The following is a 19,205-nucleotide window of genomic DNA, read 5'->3' as shown; positions in this document are numbered from 1 at the left end:
ACGCCGCCGCGATCGCTTGATCGGTCGGCGAGAGCGTCGATCCGGCATCCGACCGCGCCCGCGTCCGGGCCGCCCGCGCCGCCGCCACGTCTCCGGGCCCAGGCCCGGACATACCGGGAGAGCTCGATGGCCCTGCGCGCCCTGACCGCCCTGTTCGACGATTACGACGCCGCCGCGGGGGCGGTGGACCGGCTGGAGGCCGCCGGCATCCCCCACGCGGACATCAGCATCATCGCGAATCGCAACGAGCCCGCGGTCCCGCCGCGGGCGCCCGGGACCGCCGTTCCCCGACCGGTGGACGCGGCGGATTCCGCCGGCACCGGAGCCACGGTCGGCACGGTCCTGGGCGGCGGCGCCGGCCTGCTCGCTGGGCTGGGCCTCCTGGCGATTCCGGGGCTCGGGCCGGTGGCGGCGGCGGGCTGGCTCGTCGCCACCGTGACGGGCGCCGGCGTGGGCGCCGCGGCCGGCGGCCTGATCGGCGGTCTGACCGCGGCGGGCCTCAGCGCCGACGAGGCCGAGACCTACGCCGAGGGCGTGCGTCGCGGCGGTACCCTGGTGACGGTGCGCGCCGACGAGTCCCGGGCCGAGCGCGTCCTGTCCATTCTCGACCAGGCGGGGTCGATCGATCTCGACCAGCGCGCCGAGGGCTGGCGCGCCCAGGGCTGGACCGGCGGCACCATCGGCCCGGCGGCGGACGACCGGGGCACCGGGGCCGGCCGCTGAGGATACCGGTCCGTCCCGGGCGAGCCCGGCGGGACGCGCGTCAGGTCATCATCTTCCGGGCGAACATCGCGGCGCCGAACAGGACGCCGGCGCCCGCGGTGATCAACGCGATCATCAGGAGCCGCCGCGGTTCGGTGGAGGATTCGGCCTTCACCGGCTCGACGATCGGGCTGAAGAACTCGATCTGCCGGGCCGCGATGATGCGCGCGCGCTCGTGGGCGGTCAGAACCTGCTGATAGTACTTCTCGGCGTTCTTGCGGTCGTTCTCCAGGACCTCGAACTTGGTCAACGCGTCGGAGAGCAGGCGCTTCTGCTCCGGATCCTGGCTGGCGGATTGCCGCTCGATCCGCGCGATGTTGTCGTCGAGGTCCTTCATCTGCTGCTTGATGTCGATGATCCGGCGGGCGTCGGGACCGAGGTCCCGCTGCCCGATCGCGAGCTGGAGCGCGAGGTTGATCCGCGAGGCCCGCATCTCGGCGATCATCTTGACGTTGATGTCGTTCGTCTTCTGCGCGTCGAGCACGCCCTCGCGGTTGCGCAGGTCGCGCGTCGCGAGGCGGATCTTGGTCATGCGCTCCTCGGCGAGCCGCAGCTCCCGCGTGCTCTCGGCGACGGCATCCTCGCGCGACTTGACGCTGAGGTCGTTCACCTTGCGCTCGGCCTCCTTCATGATGGCCTTGGCGATGGCGAGGGATTCCTGGGGATCGAAGGCCTCGACCTCCACCGACAAGATGCCGGATCCGGCCTCGACCTCGACGCCGACGCGCCGCTTCCAGTAGCGGACGAACTTCTCGATCGGCTTCTCCGGATCGAACCGCGAGAAGTAGTCGATGGACTCGCTGCTGAACCACTGGCGCAGCGGAAGCTGCGCCTCGAGGAGCTCCAGCATCGGACGGCTGAGGATGAACTCGCGCGTGATCAGCGTGTCCTGCGCCACCATCTGGTTCGCCATGCCGGAATTCGTCCCGCCGGTCTCCGAGGACGTCTTCTCGGCGGAGCCGATGGCCGGCCGGATCGCGAATCGCGCCTCGCTGACGTAGCGGTCCGAGGCGATCAGGCCGTAATAGGCCGCCCCGGCGAGCGTCGGCAGCAGGAAGCAGACGACGAACAGGATCGGGATCCAGGGATCGTTCTTGGCGTCGGCCTGAAAGGACCGGATGCCCTTCTTGCGGTCGGCGAAGCGCGACATGCGCGCGATCTGCCGCAGCGACTCGCTCACCGCCTGCTGGCGGTCCGCGGGCGTGACCGGCTGCCCCTCGGCCTTCCGGATCTCCATGTTCATGGTCTGATTCCCGGCCTCCCCGGCCTCGAAGGTCGACCCGTTACCGGGATCCCGCGCGCGCCGCACCCGGCGCCGCGACCGTCTCTCGCACGGCGAGGCGGCAAAAGCATGTCGTCGCGGTCCGGCCGCCGCCGGCGCGGTCAGGCGTTGAGGCGCCGGTACACCTCGATGGCGTCGTTCACGTCCTCGTAGATGATCGCGCGACCGTTCAGCAGGACCAACCCCTGCGTGCACCACTGCCGGATGGTCTCCATGGAGTGCGAGACCATGATGATGTCGGCGTTCTTCCGGCGCTGCGAGAAGACCTCGTCGCAGCGCTTCGAGAACCGCGCGTCGCCGACCGAGGTGATCTCGTCGATCAGGTAGCAGTCGAACGGGATCGCCATGCTCATGCCGAAGGCGAGCCGCGCGCCCATGCCCGACGAGTACGTGTAGATCGGCACGTCGAGGTAGCTTCCGAGTTCCGAGAAGTCCTCGACGAAATCGAGCACCTTGCGCGGGTCCTCGCCGTAGATGCGCGCCACGAAGGTGACGTTGTCGCGCCCGGTCATCTTGGGATGGAAGCCGCCGGCGAAGCCGAGGGGCCACGAGACCCTGAGGCCGCGGTGGATCCGGCCGCGCGTCGCGTCCTCGGTGCCGGCGATCAGCCGCATCGTGGTGGATTTTCCGGCGCCGTTGATGCCGAGGATGCCGTAGGACACGCCCGGCTTCAGGGTGAACGACACCTGTTCCAGGATGGTCCGTCGGTGGCCTTCCGTCCGGTAGACCTTGCTGACTTTCTCGAAACGGATCACCGAAATGGTCTCCCGGGCGGTGTGCCGAACCGCCGGTCCGAGCTGCCTGACGGGCGGTGTCCTGCTCGCTGAAAGCGGCAAATCTGAGAAGGACATGAGCGCCTTGCCGCGTCGCGCGGCGGCGGTCGAACGGCGCGCGTCGGCCGACGGCTTCGCCCGGAAAGCTCCACCGGCCGCTTGAAGAAAAGTGCCACCTGTCACCCCGTCGGTTGACGCCATTCTCCATTTGGCATACCAAATACCAACCGAAGAGGGCGGGTGACAGCCCTTCAAGGATGCGGGACCGGAATTTTACCGCCGTTTCCGCGCGTGACGTTCAGGAAGGGCCGCCCCATGACAAGGCGCCGGACTGCCGCGATCCACCTCTCGTCCGCGCCGCCGACCGGGTGGCGCCCATGACGGCGACCGGGCCGACCCTGGCCGCGCCCGGTTCCCTCGAAATCCACGGTCTGGCCGAGGCGATCGGCGACGCGGTGGTGGTGTCCGATCCGGACGGCGCCATCACGGTCTGGAACCCGGCCGCGGAGCGCATCTTCGGCTTCACCGCCGCCGAGGCCCTGGGCCAGACCCTCGATCTGATCACACCCGAGCGGCACCGACGCCGCCACTGGGACGGCTACGCCAAGACCATGCGCACCGGCGTCACCCGCTACGGGGCAGAGACCCTGAGGGTGCCGGCGCTCCACAAGGACGGCCGCCAGCTCTCCATCGCCTTCACGGTGGGGATGGTGCGGGACGCCTCCGACCGGGTGACCGGGATCGTCGCCGTGATCCGCGACGAGACCGAGCGCTGGGCCGAGGAGAAGCGCCTGCGCCAGCGCGTCGCCGAACTCGAAGCTTCCTCGGATCCGGCCCGTCGGGCGCCTTGAGCCCGCCGGACGATCCGAAGGATCCGATCACCGAACCGCACAGGGAGAACGCCCAATGAGCAAGCCGCTGGAAGGCATCAAGATCATCGACTTCACCCACGTCCAGGCCGGCCCGGCCTGCACGCAGCTCCTCGCCTGGTTCGGCGCCGACGTGATCAAGGTCGAGCGCCCCGGCGCCGGCGACGTGACCCGCACGCAGCTGCGCCACGTCGAGGACGCGGACGCGCTCTACTTCACGATGCTCAACTCCAACAAGCGCTCGCTCACCCTCGACACCAAGACCCAGGCCGGCAAGGAAGTCCTCGAGAAGCTCATCCAGGACTCCGACGTCATGGTCGAGAACTTCGGACCCGGCGCCCTCGACCGGATGGGCTTCTCCTGGGCCCGCATCCAGGAGCTGAACCCGGGCATGATCCTCGCCTCGGTGAAGGGCTTCTCGGACGGCCACCACTACGAGGACCTGAAGGTCTACGAGAACGTCGCCCAGTGCGCGGGCGGTGCCGCCTCGACCACGGGCTTCTGGGACGGGCCGCCCACCGTCAGCGCCGCCGCGCTCGGTGATTCCAACACCGGCATGCATCTCGCCATCGGCATCCTCACGGCGCTCCACCAGAAGAACAAGACCGGCAAGGGCCAGAAGGTCGCCGTGTCGATGCAGGACTCGGTGATCAACCTCTGCCGCGTGAAGCTGCGCGACCAGCAGCGCCTCGACGCGCTCGGCTACCTCGAGGAGTACCCGCAGTACCCCCACGGCGAGTTCTCCGACGTGGTGCCGCGCGGCGGCAACGCGGGCGGCGGCGGCCAGCCGGGCTGGGTGCTGAAGTGCAAGGGCTGGGAGACCGACCCGAACGCCTACATCTACTTCACGATCCAGGGCCACGCCTGGGCGCCGATCTGCAAGGCGCTCGGCAAGGAGGAGTGGATCACCGACCCGGGCTACAACACGCCGCGGGCCCGCCAGGACAAGATCTTCGACATCTTCAAGACGATCGAGGAGTGGCTCGCCGACAAGACCAAGTTCGAGGCGGTCGACATCCTGCGCACCTACGACATCCCCTGCGCGCCGGTGCTGTCGATGAAGGAGATCGCCGAGGACAAGTCCCTGCGGGAGAGCGGCACCGTCGTCGAGGTGGCGCACCCGAAGCTCGGCAAGTACCTGACCGTCGGAAGCCCGATCAAGTTCTCCGACATGCAGGTCGAGGTGAAGGCGTCGCCGCTGCTCGGCGAGCACACCGATGAGGTGCTCGCAGACCTGGGTTACACCCAGGAGCAGATCCGGGCGATGCACGAGGCCCGCGCGGTCTGATAAGGACCGCCCGACCTCAGCGACCCTGAGACAGGACGGCGCTCCCCGGGGCGCCGTCCTTTTCACGTGCGAGCCCCGGATCCGATGCGCGCATTCCTCAGCCGTTTCCTGCCGGAGCTGACCCCGGTCAGCAAGCGCGAGCGCCTGCGCTCGGCGGCCGGTGCCCTCGTGGGCATCCTGGCGACCGGCTTCGTCTGCCGGGTCTCCGTCCCGGCCGAGGCCCTGCCGGTGCTGATCGCCCCGATGGGCGCCTCGGCGGTGCTGCTCTTCGCGGTGCCGGCGAGCCCCCTGGCGCAGCCCTGGTCGATCCTCGGCGGCAACATCGTGGCGGCGCTCGTCGGCGTCACGGCGGCGGCCTGGATCGGCGACCCGTTCGTGGCGGCGTCCTGCGCCATCGGGCTGGCGATCGCGCTGATGATGGCCCTGCGCTGCCTGCACCCGCCGAGCGGGGCCGTGGCGCTGACGGCGGTGCTCGGCGGCCCGGCGATCCGGGAGCTGGGCTACGGCTTCGTGCTGTGGCCGGTGGCGGTCAACTCGCTGCTGCTGCTGACCACCGCCCTGCTGTTCAACAACCTCACCGGGCGCGCCTACCCGCACCTGCGCCCGGCCGGGCCCCGGACGGCGGATCCGCCCTCGGACGCCCGGGTCGGCTTCCGGGCCTCGGACCTCGACGCCGCGCTGGAGGATTTCGACCAGCTCCTAGACGTTGACCGGGGCGACCTGGAGCAGATCTTGCGGCGCGTGCAGATGCGGGTCTACGGCCGCCGCTCGGGCCCGATCACCTGCGCGGCGATCATGTCGCGCGACGTGATCGCGGTGGCGCCGGACGCGCCGCTCTCCGAGGCCATGCGGCTGCTGCGCCGTCACCGCATCAAGGCGCTTCCGGTCACCGACGAGGGCGCGCGCGTCCTCGGCATCGTCACGCAGACCGACCTGCTCGACAAGGCCGCCTGGGACCGGAGCGGGCCGCGCCTCGGTCTCGGCCGCCGCCTGCGCCTCACCGCCGAGCGCGGCCGCGCCCCCCACGGCTGCGCGGCCGACATCATGAGCGCGGTCGAGCCGGTCGGTCCCGACACGCCCGTGGCCGCCCTGGTGCCGCGGATGTCGGAGGCGGGGCTTCACCACCTGCCGGTGGTCGACGACGACGGCCGCCTGGTCGGGATCGTCTCGCAGACCGACCTGATCCCGGCGCTCCTGTCCGAGGCCGACGCGCCCGAGGCGCCGATCCGCGCCCGCGCGCCGGCCCGGGCCGCCCTGGCCTGACCCTCAGCGCCCGGCGGGCGGATCCGCCAGGAAGAACCTGACCGCCTGCGCCACCACGGCCGGCTGGTGGGCGTGCGGTCCGTCATACTCGACGTAGGTCACGGGATAGCCCGCCTCGCGCAGGGCCGGCACGTGGACCCGGGCGCTCCGGTCGATCGGGATCTGCTCGTCCCGTGTGCCGTGCGACAGGAAGATGCGCGGCGCGCCGACCTGCAGGTGCACCGATAGGAACCCCGCCGACGAGACGATCAGGTGGCTCGCCACGTCGCCGTTCGCGAGCCCCGACGAGAGCGTGTAGCTGCCGCCGTCGGAATGGCCGGCGAAGCAGAGCCGCTGCGGATCGAGCAGGAACCGGTCGGCGACGTGACCCAGCGCCGCCGCGACGCGCTCACGGTCGGGCCCGTGGCCGGCGATGACGATGTCCCAGGTCGGGAACAGGGATTGCGGCGCGAGGAGCAGGAAGCGCTCGGTCCGGGCGTGCGCCTCCAGCATCGGCAGGATGCGCTCGGCGCTGCCGCCGCCGCCGTGGAACAGCACCACGAGCGGGCAGGGCCGGCGCGGATCGAGGCCCTCGGGAACCACCAGCACCGCGTCGCGCTCGGCGAAGAGACCGAGGTCGTGCCGGCCCGTGGGGAGGGGCTCCTCGGTCGGGAGCCGGTGGCGGAAGTGCAGGCGGCCGGCGAGGTCGGGGTCGATCATGGATGCACCGTCACCGAACGGATGACGGATCCGGCGCCGTCACTGCGGGCACGGCGAAGCCATCCCCGCGCTCCGCGCGGAACTGGACCGCGCCGCGCCGGGCCGCTTCGCTTCGCTCGCTATGACGGTGCGGGGAAGGTCTCCCGGAGGCCGGGAGCTTCAGCGGAACACCGTCCCGCGCGGATCCGCGACGCCGTTCTCATCAAGGCAAAGAGCCGGGCTCGACACGCGAGCCCGGCTTCGATGGTGTGGGATCAGAGATCTCGCGAGGGGCTCGCCCTCACTTCTTCTTCTTGATCCCGCTCTGCGGGTTGAGGCTGCCGATGTTGCCGCTCTCGCTGCCGGCCGCCGGGTCGATGACGGCGTTGACGAGGGCCGGGCGGCCCGAGTTCATCGCCTCGTTGACCGCGCGGGTCAGCTCGTCCGGCGTGGTGACGTGGTAGCCGACGCCGCCGAAGGCCTCCATCATCTTGTCGTAGCGGGAATCCGGCACGAACACCGTGGTGGCCGGGTCGCGGCCGGTCGGATCCGTGTCGGTGCCGCGGTAGATGCCGTTGTTGTTGAACACCACGATGCAGACCGGCAGGCCGTACCGGCAGATCGTCTCGACCTCCATGCCGGAGAAGCCGAAGGCGCTGTCACCCTCGACGCAGAGCACCGGCTTGCCGGTCTCGACCGCGGCCGCGACGGCGAAGCCCATGCCGATGCCCATGATGCCCCAGGTGCCGACGTCCAGGCGCTTGCGCGGCTGGTACATGTCGATGATGCCGCGGGCGAGGTCGAGGGTGTTGGCGCCCTCGTTGACGAGGATCGCGTCCGGCCGCTCCTTGACGATGGTGCGCAGCGCGCCGAGCGCGGCGTGGAAGTTCATGGGCGAGGCGTTGCTCATGAGCTTCGGCGCCATCTTGGCGACGTTCGCCTCGCGCTTCGACTTGAGCGTCTCGATCCAGTCGGACGGGGGCTGCTGCCAGCCCTGGCCCATGCCGTCGAGCAGCGCCTGCACGCAGGAGGCGATGTCGCCGACGACGGGCGCCACGATCTCGACGTTCGAGTCCATCTCGCGGGGCTCGATGTCGATCTGGATGAACTTGGTCGAGCCCGGCTCGCCCCAGCTCTTGCCCTTGCCGTGCGACAGCAGCCAGTTCAGCCGGGCGCCGACCAGCAGCACCACGTCCGAGTCCTTCAGCGCCGTCGAGCGCGCCGCGCCGGCCGAGAGCGGGTGGGTGTCGGGCAGGAGGCCCTTGGCCATGCTCATCGGCACGTAGGGGATGCCGCTGGTCTCCACGAGGGCGCGGATGGCGTCATCGGCCTGGGCGTAGGCGGCGCCCTTGCCGAGCACGATCAGCGGCCGCTTGGCGGATTTCAGGACCTCGAGCGCCCGGGCGATCGCCTCGGGGGCGGGGTGCTGGGCAGGCGCCGGGTCGATCACCTTGACCAGAGACTTCTGGCCGGCCTCGGCGTCTATCACCTGGGAGAACAGCTTGGCGGGCAGGTCGAGGTAGACGCCGCCCGGCCGGCCCGAGCAGGCCGCGCGGATGGCGCGGGCGACGCCGATGCCGATATCGGCGGCGTGCAGCACCCGGAAGGCCGCCTTGCACAGGGGCTTGGCGATGGCGAGCTGGTCCATCTCCTCGTAGTCGCCCTGCTGCAGGTCGACGATCTCGCGCTCGGAGGAGCCCGAGATCAGGATCATCGGGAAGCAGTTGGTGGTGGCGTTGGCGAGGGCGGTCAGGCCGTTGAGGAAGCCCGGCGCCGAGACGGTGAGGCAGATGCCCGGCTTCTGGGTGAGGAAGCCCGCGATCGCCGCGGCGTTGCCGGCGTGCTGCTCGTGGCGGAACGAGATCACCCGCATCCCCTCGGCCTGGGCCATGCGGCCGAGGTCGGTGATCGGGATGCCCGGGACGCCGTAGATGGTCTCGATGCCGTTGAGCTTGAGCGCGTCGATGACGAGGTGGAAGCCGTCGGTCAGATCGGGCTCGGCCTCGACCTCGGGGGTGGTGTGGACGATCTTGGCGACTGCGGTCATCACGGTATCTCCCGGAGGATCGGTTTGTACGGGCGGGTCTCGGTGCCGGCTGGCTGGAGGATCCCCCACACTCCCGAGGAGGGGGAGGGCGGGAGATCCGCGAAGGTCGGGCGTCGCTTGCGCGACGTCGTGGGGCGGGGGCCTATCAGGCCGCCCGGATCGGCTGGGCGCTGAGCGCCGCGGGCTGGTCCTCCGAGGCGAGGTAGCGGGCCCGCATCGGGCGCAGGACGAACATCGCCAGCGCCGCCGCCGTCACGTTGAGGACGATGATCAGCGTGAACACCGCCGACCAGCCGTAGGCCGCCGACAGGATGCTGGCGAAGGGGACGAGGAAGGCCGCGGTGCCCTTGGCAGTGTAGAGCAGGCCGGCGTTGCTGGCGGCGTACTTGGAGCCGAACGTGTCGCCGCAGGTCGCCGGGAACAGCGAGTAGATCTCGCCGAAGACCCCGAAATACACCGCGGTGGCCAGGACGAAGACCATCGGGACGTGACCGTAGGTCAGCAGCACGATCACCGCCAGCGCCGCCGTCGAGAAGGCGATGAACATCGTATTCTCGCGGCCGATGTTGTCGGAGACGTAGCCGAAGAACGGCCGGCCGAACCCGTCGAAGACCCGGTCGAGCGAGATCGCCAGCGTCAGCGCCGCCATCTGGAGGCCGAACAGGCTCACCGGCACGCCGGCCACCTGGAAGTCGTGGGCGATCGGGGCGATCTGCGCCGCCGCCATCAGGCCGCCGGAAGCGACCATCACGAACATCACGTACATCACCCAGAAGACCGGGGTGCGCACCGCCTCGCGGGGGCTGCGGTCGACCTTGGTCTGCGGCAGGCGGGTCTTCTTGCGCTGGACCGGCGTGTTGGTCGACGGCTTGCGCAGCAGGAAGGCGAGGGCCAGCACCACGGCGCCCTGGCCGATGCCGAAGTACAGGAACGCGTCCTGGTAGCCGCTCGACGCGATCATGCGGGCGATCGGCACCACCGTGATGGCGGCACCCGCGCCGAAGCCGGCCGCGGTGGCGCCGGCGGCCAGGCCACGGCGATCCGGGAACCACTTGAGCGCGTTGCCCACGCAGGTGCCGTAGACCGAGCCCGCACCGATGCCGGCGACCACGGCGCCGAGATAGAGCATCGCCAGGCTGTCGGCGTAGGCGTTGATGGTCCAGGCGAGGGCGATCATCACGCCGCCGAAGGCGACGACGATCTTCGGACCGTAGCGGTCGACGAACCACGCTTCGACCGGCACCAGCCATGTCTCCGTGGCGACGAACAGCGTGAACGCGAGCTGGATCGCCGCGCGACCCCAATGGTAGCGCTGGTCGATCGGGTCCACGAACAGGGTCCAACCGTATTGAAGGTTGGCGATCATGGCCATGCAGATCACGCCGAAGGCGAGCTGCCACCATTTCGCCGAAGGCGAATCCTGGCGTTCCATCCCTGAGCCTCTCTCTTGGGCGGCGCGGCCTTGCTCTGGCGGCGTCTCTCGTGCCCCGACGATCATGCACATCCGTTCTAGGTATGCAATATACCAGGGTGAGACGGACCGGGTGAAGTGTCAGGACGGCGATATTATTCCGTTTGCCCGGCCGGAGGAATCGGTCCCCAGGCACCGAGCGTCGGTGCCTCAGCGGGGCTCAGAATCTCGTCGAGGGCGGGGATCGAGGCCGGCTCGGCCGGGAAGCCGATGAGGGCGCAGGCGGCCTCCCAGTCGGGCCCCGACTTCACCGCCGCCAGGGTTCCCGGATCCAGCGCCGTGATCCGACCGCGGTCGAGACGCATGAAGGCCCGGCCGGTCTCGGCCTGAACGAAGCGGACGACCGCCATCCGGCGCAGGCATTCGCGCAGGAAGCTGGTGTTGGCGGAGGCCGAGAGGTCGGCGCCGTCGAACACCGCGTCGGGCCCGTGGGCGAAGATGTCGACCTTGCGGAAGCGGTCGATGTCGATCAGCCCCTTCACGTCGAGGATGTTGAGAGTTCCGTCCGCCCAGAACGCGATGGTGCGCGGGCGCTCGCCCAGCGGCACGCTGTTGTCGAGGAACTCGCAGACCACCTGCTTGTCCCGTGAGAGCGCCCAGTTGAAGAACAGGCGCGGCATGCCGGTATAGGCCTCGACGTTGTGGGCCAGGAGGTCCTCGACGGCTTTGTAGCGGCCGAACAGCTCGCCGCGCTTCCAGGCGCGCTCCACGGTGTCGGCCGGAGGCGTGACCATGAACTGCATGTAGACGCGGTCGCCGAACCGGGTGAGCAACTGGCCGCCGCCGTCCGAGCCCGCGTCGGCCTGGAAGCTGTCGAACCGGAACCGGTCGATCAGCAGGTTCGAGATCCGCCGCTCCGCCGCCTTGCGGGTGACGTAGCGGTCGAGCTTCATGTCGATGATCTCGACCTCGTAGCCGGTCAGCGTCCCGGCGTACCGCGAAGCTTCGCCCAGGCTGTCGTAGTCGAGGAGGTACTTGCGCCAGACGTCGGGGGTGATCACCGCGAAGTCCGACCACGCCATGCCCAGCCGCCTGGCGAGGCCGAGCTGGTAGGGGCGGATCGTGCTCTTTCCCGACGCCGAGGCGCCCTTCACGTTCATCACCACCGGATGATCCTGCGGCGCCAGCCGCCGGTAGCGCTGCGCCTCGACGACGGCGTCGATCCAGGGCTCGATCTGCTCGCCGACGCGCCGGCTGCCGTAGCCGTTCGAGACCAGCGTCCCCGCGATGGTCCGCAGCAGCGCGGCGTCGCGGATGACCGCATTCTGCCGCGCGATGAGGCCCGACACCACGGCGCGCAGGGCCTCGCAGGCAGCCGTCTCCAGGGCGTCGCCGGCTTCGGCGGCGCGTCGCTGCCAGCTCTCGAGATGGCGCAGGGCCCGGGTCGCGAGATCCTCGCGCGGCGCCTGGACCGTCGGCGGGCGGCGCCCGAGCAGGCGGTCGAGCCAGCGCGGCTCTGGCGGCGGCGGGGGAGGTCTCTCCTCCAGGATGGCGGCGATCTCGCGGGCGAGCACCGCGTCGGCCTCGGCGCGGATCCGGTCGAGGGCGGACTCGACCTCGGCGAGGCGGGGCTCGATGCCCTCGCGCAGGATGGTCGCGACGATGGCGCGGAAGTTCACGCCGAGATCGGCGTAGACTTCGCCCACCGGCACGGAGAGATCCGACATCACCCGGATCAGGACCTCGTGGACGACGAGGCGCCCGGCCCGGAACCGGGTGAGCTGGCGGGCGGGCAGCCCGCAGAGATCGCTCAGGTCCAGGGCGTCGTGGAGCGGCGTCTCGACGTGCTCCGGCCGGTAGACGGTCACGAGGGGCAGGAAGGCGGACGGCAGATCGGACCGGACGCCCGGGTTCCAGGGGCCGATGGGCGGCTCGGGAGAGTGGACCGACGCGTCCGTCACGCGCGCGGCAGCCGTATCCGTCACCGCGCGCCCCGCCGAAGACCGCCCGAGAAGTCCGCAACGCCCGCCGCGACCTCGGGACGAGGGCTTGGATCGGGCAGACGCCTGCCCGGTCCTCGCGGCGAACCCGGCAGTCCCGACCCCGACCACACGGCCGCGGGCGGACGCCGGCTCTCAGAAGATCTTCTGGAACCAGCCGTGGGCGTCATTGGAATTGCCCCGCTGGATGTCCACCAGCAGGCTCCGCAGCCGCTGGGCCACGGGGCCGGCCTTGCCGTTCCCGATGGTGAAGCTCTCCTCCCGGCCCTTCACGGTACCGATCGGCGTGATCACCGCGGCGGTACCGCAGGCGAAGGCCTCGGTCAGGCGGCCCGCCCGCACGTCGGCGCGCCACGCGTCGATCGTGTAGGGCTCCTCCTTCACGGTCAGGCCCGCCTCCCGCGCCAGCGTGATCACCGAGTCGCGGGTGATGCCGGGCAGGATGCTGTCCGAGAGCGGCGGCGTCACCAGCGTGCCGTCCTCGAAGACGAAGAAGACGTTCATGCCGCCGAGCTCCTCGACGTAGCGGCGCTCGGCCGCGTCGAGGAACACCACCTGCTCGCAGCCCTGCGACGCCGCCTCCGACTGCGCCGCGAGGCTCGCCGCGTAGTTGCCGCCGCACTTGGCCGCGCCGGTGCCGCCCGGGGCCGCGCGGGTGAAGTGCTCCGAGACCCACACCGTCACGGTGCCGGTCGGATCCTTGAAGTAGGAGCCGACGGCCGAGGCGATCGTCACGAACAGGTATTCCGAGGCCGGCTTGACCCCCAGGAAGGCCTCGCTGGCGATCATGAACGGGCGCAGGTAGAGGCTGCCGTCCGGCGTGTCGGGGATCCAGGCGCGGTCGATCTCGACGAGCCTGCGCATCGCCTCGACGAAGGCGTCCTCCGGGAAGGGCGCCATCGCCATCCGCTCGGCGGAGCGGCGGAAGCGCAGGGCGTTGGCCTCCGGCCGGAACAGGGCCGCGCCGCCGTCCGCGGTGCGGTAGGCCTTCAGGCCCTCGAAGATCTCCTGCGCGTAGTGCAGCACCGCGGCGGCAGGATCGAGGGGGATGGCCTCGCGCGCCTGGATCCGCGCGTCGTGCCAGCCGCGGCCGGCGGTGTAGCGCGCCACCACCATGTGGTCTGTGAACACCTTGCCGAAGCCAGGATTCGCCATCAGCGCGGCCCGCTCCTCGGCGGTCCGCGGGGCCGGATGACTTTGGATCTCGAACGTCAGGTCGCTCACGGTGTGGTCCTCATCGACTGAGGCCCTTATGGCGCGCTCCGGCGCGCGAATCTACGGAGCCGGCGCATGACGGCGTCGCCGCACATGCGAGTCACTCGGCGCGTCACTCGGCGCGTCACCCGGCGGTCGCGGGCTCCGACAGCTGCAGACGGTGCAGGCGCGCGTACGCGCCGCCGGCGGCGAGCAGGTCGTCGTGGCGCCCGGTCTCGATCACCCGGCCCGCCTCCATCACGGCGATCTGATCGGCGTCGCGCACGGTCGAGAGCCGGTGGGCGATCACCAGGGTGGTGCGGCCGCGCATCAGCCGGGTCAGCGCCTCCTGGACGAGCCGCTCCGATTCGGAATCGAGGGCCGAGGTCGCCTCGTCGAGGAGCAGGATCGGCGCGTCCTTGAGGAAGGCGCGGGCCAGCGCCACCCGCTGCCGCTCGCCGCCCGAGAGCCGGCCGCCGCCCGGGCCGACCCGGAACCCGTAGCCTTCCGGAAGGGCCGAGACGAAGGTGTGGGCCGCGGCGGCCTCGGCCGCCGCCTCGATCTCCGCGGGCGTCGCCCCGGGCCGGCCGAAGCCGATATTGGCGGCGATCGTGTCGTCGAACAGCACGACCTCCTGCGAGACGACCGCCACCGCGGCGCGCAGGGAGGCCAGCGTCACCCCCCGAACGTCCTGGCCGTCGATGGTCACGGCGCCGCCGGTGACGTCGTAGAGGCGCGGAACGAGGTTGAGCAGCGAGGACTTGCCCGAGCCTGAGCGCCCGACGAGCGCCGTCACCGATCCGGCCGGGACCGCGAGGTCGATGCCCTCCAGCGCCGGCGCGTCCGGCCGGTAGCGGAACCGGACGTCGGCGAAGCGGATCGCGCCGCCGGTCACCGCCAGCGGCCGGGCCTCCGGCGCCTCGCGGATCGTGGCACTCTCGTCCATGACGTCGAAGTAGCGCCGCAGCGCGGCCGCCGCCTCCTGCAGGATGGCGTTGAGGTTGCCCAGCGCCCGCGCCGGCTGGGCGGCGAGGAGCAGGGCCGCCACGTAGCCGGTGAAGTCGCCGACCGTCTTCTCGCCGGCCAGGACCCGCTGGCCGACCAGCACCAGGACGCCCGCCACCGCGATGCCGCCGCCGATCTCCAGCAGCGGGTCGAGGCGGCCGCGGGCATTGGCGGCCTTCATCTTAAGGCGCCGCACCTCGTCGAGGGCCTCCGCGGCGCGGCCCTTGAGGTAGGCCTCCATCGCGTAGGCCTTGGCGACCCGGGCCCCCTGCAGGCTCTCGGAGATCAGGCTGGCGGTGGCGCCCATCTGCTCCTGGGTCGAGGTCGAGACCCGCCGGAGCTTCCGGCCGATCCGCCCGATCGGTCCCGCCACGAACGGGACCGTGACGCCGGCCACGAGGGTCAGCACCGGATCCATCCAGATCAGCGCCGCCACGAGCCCGATCAGCATCGCGATGTCGCGGAGCAGGACCGTCGAGATGCGGGTCAGCGCCTCCTTGATGAAGGCGAAGTCGGTGGTGAAGCGCTGGGTGAGCGCCGCCGGGCTCTCGCGGCCGAGCTGGGCGAGGTCCGAGTCGATGAGATGCCCGTAGAGCGCCGCCTGCATGTCGGCCTCGACCCGGGTCACCACCCGGTTGGTCAGCACCGTCTGGCCGTAGAGGGCGAAGCCGCGCGTGGCCGTGACGACGATCACCACCAGCGGTCCGTACGCGATGGCGGCGGCGTCCTTGCGGTCGAAGGCGTCGAAGGCGGCCTTGATCAGCGCCGGGTAGAGCCCGGTCGAGGCGCCGACCAGGGCGATCAGCACCAGCACCACCGCCAGGGTGGCCCGGTGCGGGTACAGCCACGTGCGCCAGAGCCGGGCGAGGAGGGGAGCCGTGTCGCCGGGAAGGCGCGCCATGAGACCTACCGGGTCGGATCAGTGCCGCCCCGGGGCAGGATGCGCGGCGGCTGCGGTTTGCCGCCGCCGCCGCCGCGGATCAAGGCTTTTGCTCAGCGGCCGTCGCCGCGCGGCCCGTGATCGTCGCCGCGATCGTCACCGCGGTCCCGGTGCCAGCCGCCCCGCATGCCGTGGCCGCCCATCGGGCCCATCGGCCGGGCGAGGATCATGGCGCGCCGCTTCTGGTCCTGGTCGAGGCTGGCGTAGAGCGGCTGGGCCGCGTCGGCGAGCTTGCGCAGGGCGTCGCCCCGCGCGCTCGCCGCGTCCGCCATCGCCCGCAGCGCCGCCGGGGCGTCGTCGCTGAACGTCGGCCGGTCGCGCATCGCCTCGCGGCGCTGCTGGCGCAGCTTGGCCATGTCGCGGATCGCCGTCTCCACCGGCGGCCACAGCTTCTCCTGGTCGGCGTTGAGCTTCAGGCCGGCATGCAGGGCGGCGATGCGGGCATCCGTGAAGGCCGCGCGGTCCTCGGGGGTCAGCGCGCTCCAGCGGCCGTGCCCGCGGAAGCCCTCGGGTCCGTGATCGCGCGCGACCGCCGCGCCGACGAGCCCGAGGCCGAGCGCCCCGGTCACCAGGATGGCCGCCGTCAAAGGTCGGGACATGGAAATCTCCGTCTCACGCTCGGGACGTCGCCGCGGCCCGCGGCGGCGCCCAACGCCGCGCATAGGGCACCCGCCGTGTATCCCGCTTGTGTATGTAACAATGTTACATTAGTGGCAGGCGCGACGGGGTTGCAGCAGGTGGAGCGGTGCGGCGCGTGGCGAGAACATTCCGGATCACGGCGCTCGCGATCCTGTCCCTGTGGTTCGGATCGGCGGGGCCGGTCTCGGCCGCACCGCAGGAGCGGCCGGTGCGGGCGGTGGCGACCTTCTCGATCCTGGGCGACCTCGTCCGGCAGGTCGGCGGATCGCACGTGACGGTGGCGACGCTGGTCGGTCCGGACTCCGACGCGCACGGCCTGAGCCCGTCCCCGGCAGACGCGCGCAAGCTCGCCGAAGCCGACATCGTCTTCGTCAACGGCCTCGGGCTGGAGGGCTGGTTCGACCGGCTGATCCGGGCCTCCGGCACGCGCGCCCCCGTGGTGGTGGCCTCCGCGGGCGTGAAGCCGATCCCCGCGCAGGACGAGCACGCCCACGAGGACGGCGATCACGGACACGGACACGGCGACCACGCCGTGGACCCGCATGCCTGGCAGGACGTCGCCAACGTGCGGACCTACGTGGCGAACATCCGGGACGGCCTCGCCAAGGTCGATCCGGCCCATGCCGACGCCTACCGGGCGGCGGCGGCCGCCTACCTCGCCGAGCTCGACGCGCTGGAGCGGGACGTCCGGGCGGCGATCGCTCGCATCCCCCCGGAGCGGCGGCGGATCATCACGACCCACGACGCCTTCGGCTACTTCGCGGCGGCCTACGGCCTGCGCTTCATCGCGCCGCAGGGCGTGTCGACGGACAGCGAGGCGAGCCCGCGGGACGTGGCCGCGATCATCCGCCAGATCCGGAAGGAGCGCGTGCCGGCGGTGTTCCTCGAGAACATCAGCGACCCGCGCCAGATGCAGCAGATCGCACGCGAGAGCGGCGCCCGCGTCGGCGGCAAGGTCTATTCCGACGCGCTCTCGGCGCCGGACGGCCCGGCCGCGACGTATCTCGACCTGATGCGGTCGAACCTGAAGGCGTTCGACGCCGCGCTGATGCCGGGCTAGCCCGCCGGGAGGGCGCGCCGCCGCGATCCTTCGCCTTCACGGCGTCGGACATGACATAGCGTAAACCGCCGGTTAAGAGGCCCCCACTAGCCTTACGAAACGGGTGCCAGCCGATCCTCGTGCGCGAGGGCTCAAGGCCTTGGGGCCTTCAGAACGCGTAGCTCGGAGATCGCGTGGCTTGGGGGCCTGACCGCTGGCGCTTCTATCGGCTCGTCGCGCGCGAGACCGCGCGCGCGGTCCGCGCCGCCGGCGCCAGCGTCACAGCCCCGCCCGACATCCTCGCCCGGATGCGGGTCGCCGGCCTGGTGATCGCGCCGCAGGACCTGCGCACCTCCGACGCGACCTTCGCGGACGACATCTATGCCGGGTTGTTCGTCTTCGCCGGCCGATCGCTCGCGGCGAGCGGCGGCTCGCCCTTCGACTACGCGGCACCGTCGCCGGAATGGGCCGACGAGCTCTACGGCTTCGGCTGGCTGCGCCACCTGCGCGCCGCCGACACCGCGCTGGCCCGCGCCAATGCCCGCGCCTTCGTGGCCGATTTCATCGCCGGCCGCGGCGACGCGGCGCTCGCCCGCCAGACGCCGGTGGCGGCGCGCCGGCTGATCTCGTTCCTGTGCCAGTCGCCCCTCGTGCTGGAGGGGGCCGACCACGGCTTCTACCAGAACTTCCTCAAGGCGATCGGCCGCAACGCCCAGCAGCTCGAGCGCGACCTCCGGCGCGGTGTGCCGCCGCAATGGCGCCTGAACGCCGCGGTGGCGCTCTGTTACGCCGGCCTGTGCTGCGACGGCATCCAGCCGATCCTGCGCCGGGCGACCCGCATCCTGACGCGGGAGCTCGACCGGCAGATCCTGACCGACGGCGGCCACCGCTCCCGCGACCCGCGCTACGCCATGGAGCTGCTCCTCGACCTCCTGCCGCTGCGGCAGAGCTACCTGAGCCGCAGCGTCGAGCCGCCGCTGGCGCTCCTGCGCGCGGTCGACCGGATGCTGCCGCTGCTGCGACTGCTCCGCCACCCGGACGCCTCGCTGAGCCACTTCAACGGCATGGGCGCCACGGACGCGGACCATCTCGCGACCCTGCTGGTCTATGACGGCGCGCTCGCCCGCCCGCTGATGCACGCGCCGAACTCGGGCTACGAGCGCCTGGAGGGCGGCCGGGTGGTGATCGTGGCCGATGTCGGTGCCAGCCCGCCGCTGCCCTACGCGGTGAATGCCGGTGCGGGCTGCCTCGCCTTCGAGATGTCGAGCGGGCCGCAGCGCATCGTGGTCAATTGCGGCCTGCCGGCCAGCGGCGCGGATCTGCGCCTCCTCGCCCGCTCGACGCCGGCCCATTCGACGGCCTCGGTGGCCCACGCCTCATCCTGCCGGTTCCTCACCCGCACCGGGTGGTGGGGCGAGCGGCTGCTGGCGGACTGGCTGATCGGTCGGCGCGGGCCCGTGGTCCTGAGCGGTCCATCGGCGGTGGCGGCCGAGCGGGCCGAGGAGGCCGACAGCGTCGTCCTCGCGGCCCGGCACAACGGCTACGCCCCCGAATTCGGCATCGTGCACGAGCGCCGCTGGCAGCTCTTCCACGCGACGGCGCGCCTGGAGGGCCGCGACGCCTTCCTGCGCCAGGGCAAGGGGCTCAGCCGCGGGCGGCGGCTGCGCCCGCAGGACGTGGCGATCCGTTTCCACCTGCATCCCGGCATCGCGGTGCGCAGCGTCCCGGAGGGGCTGGAACTCGCCTCGGCGCTCGGGGAGGTCTGGGTGTTCAGCGCCGAGAACGCCGAGATCGCCATCGAGGAGAGCGTCTACTTCTCGGGCCTGACCGGACCGCGCCGGACCGACCAGATCGTCCTCCACCTGCGGGTATCCGACGATGTGGAAGTCCGGTGGAGCTTCGAGCGTCGGGCCTCCGCGCCCCTGCGCGGCGTGGCGCCCTGACGGGTATCCGGACAGGTCTCCGGACAGGGCCGGCTGGCCGGGCTCACCGTTTCCATGCTACCGCGCCGGAAA

The 19,205-nt window shown here is 71.4% G+C and carries 15 protein-coding genes; 6 read left to right on the top strand and 9 right to left on the bottom strand.

What is annotated here, in order from left to right:
- Positions 1 to 126 precede the first annotated feature (126 nt).
- Positions 127 to 723: a hypothetical protein gene (locus ACLBX8_RS04540; protein WP_020092901.1), complete on the top strand. Its 597-nt coding sequence runs from the start codon at positions 127 to 129 to the stop codon at positions 721 to 723.
- A gap of 40 nt (positions 724 to 763) precedes the next feature.
- Here the strand turns inward: ACLBX8_RS04540 and ACLBX8_RS04535 are convergent, their stop codons facing one another.
- Positions 764 to 2,005: a capsule biosynthesis protein gene (locus ACLBX8_RS04535; RefSeq protein WP_026604889.1), complete on the bottom strand. Its 1,242-nt coding sequence runs from the start codon at positions 2,003 to 2,005 to the stop codon at positions 764 to 766.
- Between the two features lie 140 nt (positions 2,006 to 2,145).
- Positions 2,146 to 2,799 carry an ABC transporter ATP-binding protein gene (locus ACLBX8_RS04530; protein ID WP_012322467.1) on the bottom strand — a complete coding sequence of 218 codons (654 nt, stop codon included), beginning with the start codon at positions 2,797 to 2,799 and terminating at the stop codon, positions 2,146 to 2,148.
- 395 nt (positions 2,800 to 3,194) lie between these two features.
- Between ACLBX8_RS04530 and ACLBX8_RS04525 the strand changes: the two genes are divergently transcribed.
- The 3 genes from ACLBX8_RS04525 (at position 3,195) to ACLBX8_RS04515 (ending at position 6,237) form a co-directional block, all read left to right on the top strand.
- Positions 3,195 to 3,668, top strand: a complete 474-nt coding sequence (locus ACLBX8_RS04525) for a PAS domain-containing protein (protein WP_020092899.1) — start codon at positions 3,195 to 3,197, stop codon at positions 3,666 to 3,668.
- Between the two features lie 55 nt (positions 3,669 to 3,723).
- Entirely contained in the window at positions 3,724 to 4,974 is a 1,251-nt protein-coding gene (gene frc / locus ACLBX8_RS04520) for a formyl-CoA transferase (RefSeq protein WP_020092898.1), read from the top strand.
- Between the two features lie 84 nt (positions 4,975 to 5,058).
- Positions 5,059 to 6,237, top strand: coding sequence for an HPP family protein (locus tag ACLBX8_RS04515; RefSeq protein ID WP_447714662.1), 1,179 nt, complete (start codon positions 5,059 to 5,061; stop codon positions 6,235 to 6,237).
- Between the two features lie 3 nt (positions 6,238 to 6,240).
- Here the strand turns inward: ACLBX8_RS04515 and ACLBX8_RS04510 are convergent, their stop codons facing one another.
- From ACLBX8_RS04510 to ACLBX8_RS04480, 7 genes are all read right to left on the bottom strand, one after another.
- Entirely contained in the window at positions 6,241 to 6,936 is a 696-nt protein-coding gene (locus ACLBX8_RS04510; protein ID WP_447714661.1) for an alpha/beta hydrolase, read from the bottom strand.
- Between the two features lie 280 nt (positions 6,937 to 7,216).
- Entirely contained in the window at positions 7,217 to 8,962 is a 1,746-nt protein-coding gene (gene oxc / locus ACLBX8_RS04505) for an oxalyl-CoA decarboxylase (protein WP_447714660.1), read from the bottom strand.
- Between the two features lie 145 nt (positions 8,963 to 9,107).
- The gene (gene oxlT / locus ACLBX8_RS04500; protein WP_056531965.1) at positions 9,108 to 10,394 is read right to left on the bottom strand and encodes an oxalate/formate MFS antiporter; all 1,287 of its coding nucleotides are present in this window, start codon (positions 10,392 to 10,394) and stop codon (positions 9,108 to 9,110) included.
- 134 nt (positions 10,395 to 10,528) lie between these two features.
- Complete coding sequence (locus ACLBX8_RS04495) at positions 10,529 to 12,334, bottom strand: hypothetical protein (protein WP_447698493.1); 1,806 nt, start codon at positions 12,332 to 12,334, stop codon at positions 10,529 to 10,531.
- A gap of 174 nt (positions 12,335 to 12,508) precedes the next feature.
- Positions 12,509 to 13,597: a branched-chain amino acid aminotransferase gene (locus ACLBX8_RS04490; protein ID WP_091682026.1), complete on the bottom strand. Its 1,089-nt coding sequence runs from the start codon at positions 13,595 to 13,597 to the stop codon at positions 12,509 to 12,511.
- A 115-nt stretch (positions 13,598 to 13,712) separates the two neighbouring features.
- Positions 13,713 to 15,473 (bottom strand): ABC transporter ATP-binding protein, encoded by a 1,761-nt coding sequence (locus ACLBX8_RS04485; RefSeq protein ID WP_447698494.1) that lies wholly within the window; start codon positions 15,471 to 15,473, stop codon positions 13,713 to 13,715.
- 92 nt (positions 15,474 to 15,565) lie between these two features.
- Positions 15,566 to 16,111 carry a Spy/CpxP family protein refolding chaperone gene (locus tag ACLBX8_RS04480; RefSeq protein WP_447698495.1) on the bottom strand — a complete coding sequence of 182 codons (546 nt, stop codon included), beginning with the start codon at positions 16,109 to 16,111 and terminating at the stop codon, positions 15,566 to 15,568.
- Between the two features lie 155 nt (positions 16,112 to 16,266).
- Between ACLBX8_RS04480 and ACLBX8_RS04475 the strand changes: the two genes are divergently transcribed.
- Together ACLBX8_RS04475 and ACLBX8_RS04470 are read left to right on the top strand one after the other, a co-directional pair.
- Complete coding sequence (locus ACLBX8_RS04475; protein ID WP_447698496.1) at positions 16,267 to 17,211, top strand: metal ABC transporter solute-binding protein, Zn/Mn family; 945 nt, start codon at positions 16,267 to 16,269, stop codon at positions 17,209 to 17,211.
- A gap of 173 nt (positions 17,212 to 17,384) precedes the next feature.
- The gene (locus tag ACLBX8_RS04470; protein ID WP_091925096.1) at positions 17,385 to 19,133 is read left to right on the top strand and encodes a heparinase II/III family protein; all 1,749 of its coding nucleotides are present in this window, start codon (positions 17,385 to 17,387) and stop codon (positions 19,131 to 19,133) included.
- The last annotated feature ends 72 nt before the right edge of the window (positions 19,134 to 19,205 follow it).

The organism is Methylobacterium sp. D48H (assembly GCF_053345715.1).
The sequence above is the reverse complement of the archived record's forward strand: the minus strand, read 5'-3'. Positions and strand labels throughout refer to the sequence as shown.

Coding starts and splice junctions, on each gene's coding strand:
- ACLBX8_RS04510 (WP_447714661.1), bottom strand. CDS start 6,936: ATGATCGACCCCGACCTCGCCGGCCGCCTGCACTTCCGCCACCGGCTC.
- ACLBX8_RS04525 (WP_020092899.1), top strand. CDS start 3,195: ATGACGGCGACCGGGCCGACCCTGGCCGCGCCCGGTTCCCTCGAAATC.
- oxc (WP_447714660.1), bottom strand. CDS start 8,962: ATGACCGCAGTCGCCAAGATCGTCCACACCACCCCCGAGGTCGAGGCC.
- ACLBX8_RS04515 (WP_447714662.1), top strand. CDS start 5,059: ATGCGCGCATTCCTCAGCCGTTTCCTGCCGGAGCTGACCCCGGTCAGC.
- ACLBX8_RS04480 (WP_447698495.1), bottom strand. CDS start 16,111: ATGTCCCGACCTTTGACGGCGGCCATCCTGGTGACCGGGGCGCTCGGC.
- ACLBX8_RS04485 (WP_447698494.1), bottom strand. CDS start 15,473: ATGGCGCGCCTTCCCGGCGACACGGCTCCCCTCCTCGCCCGGCTCTGG.
- frc (WP_020092898.1), top strand. CDS start 3,724: ATGAGCAAGCCGCTGGAAGGCATCAAGATCATCGACTTCACCCACGTC.
- ACLBX8_RS04535 (WP_026604889.1), bottom strand. CDS start 2,005: ATGAACATGGAGATCCGGAAGGCCGAGGGGCAGCCGGTCACGCCCGCG.
- ACLBX8_RS04540 (WP_020092901.1), top strand. CDS start 127: ATGGCCCTGCGCGCCCTGACCGCCCTGTTCGACGATTACGACGCCGCC.
- oxlT (WP_056531965.1), bottom strand. CDS start 10,394: ATGGAACGCCAGGATTCGCCTTCGGCGAAATGGTGGCAGCTCGCCTTC.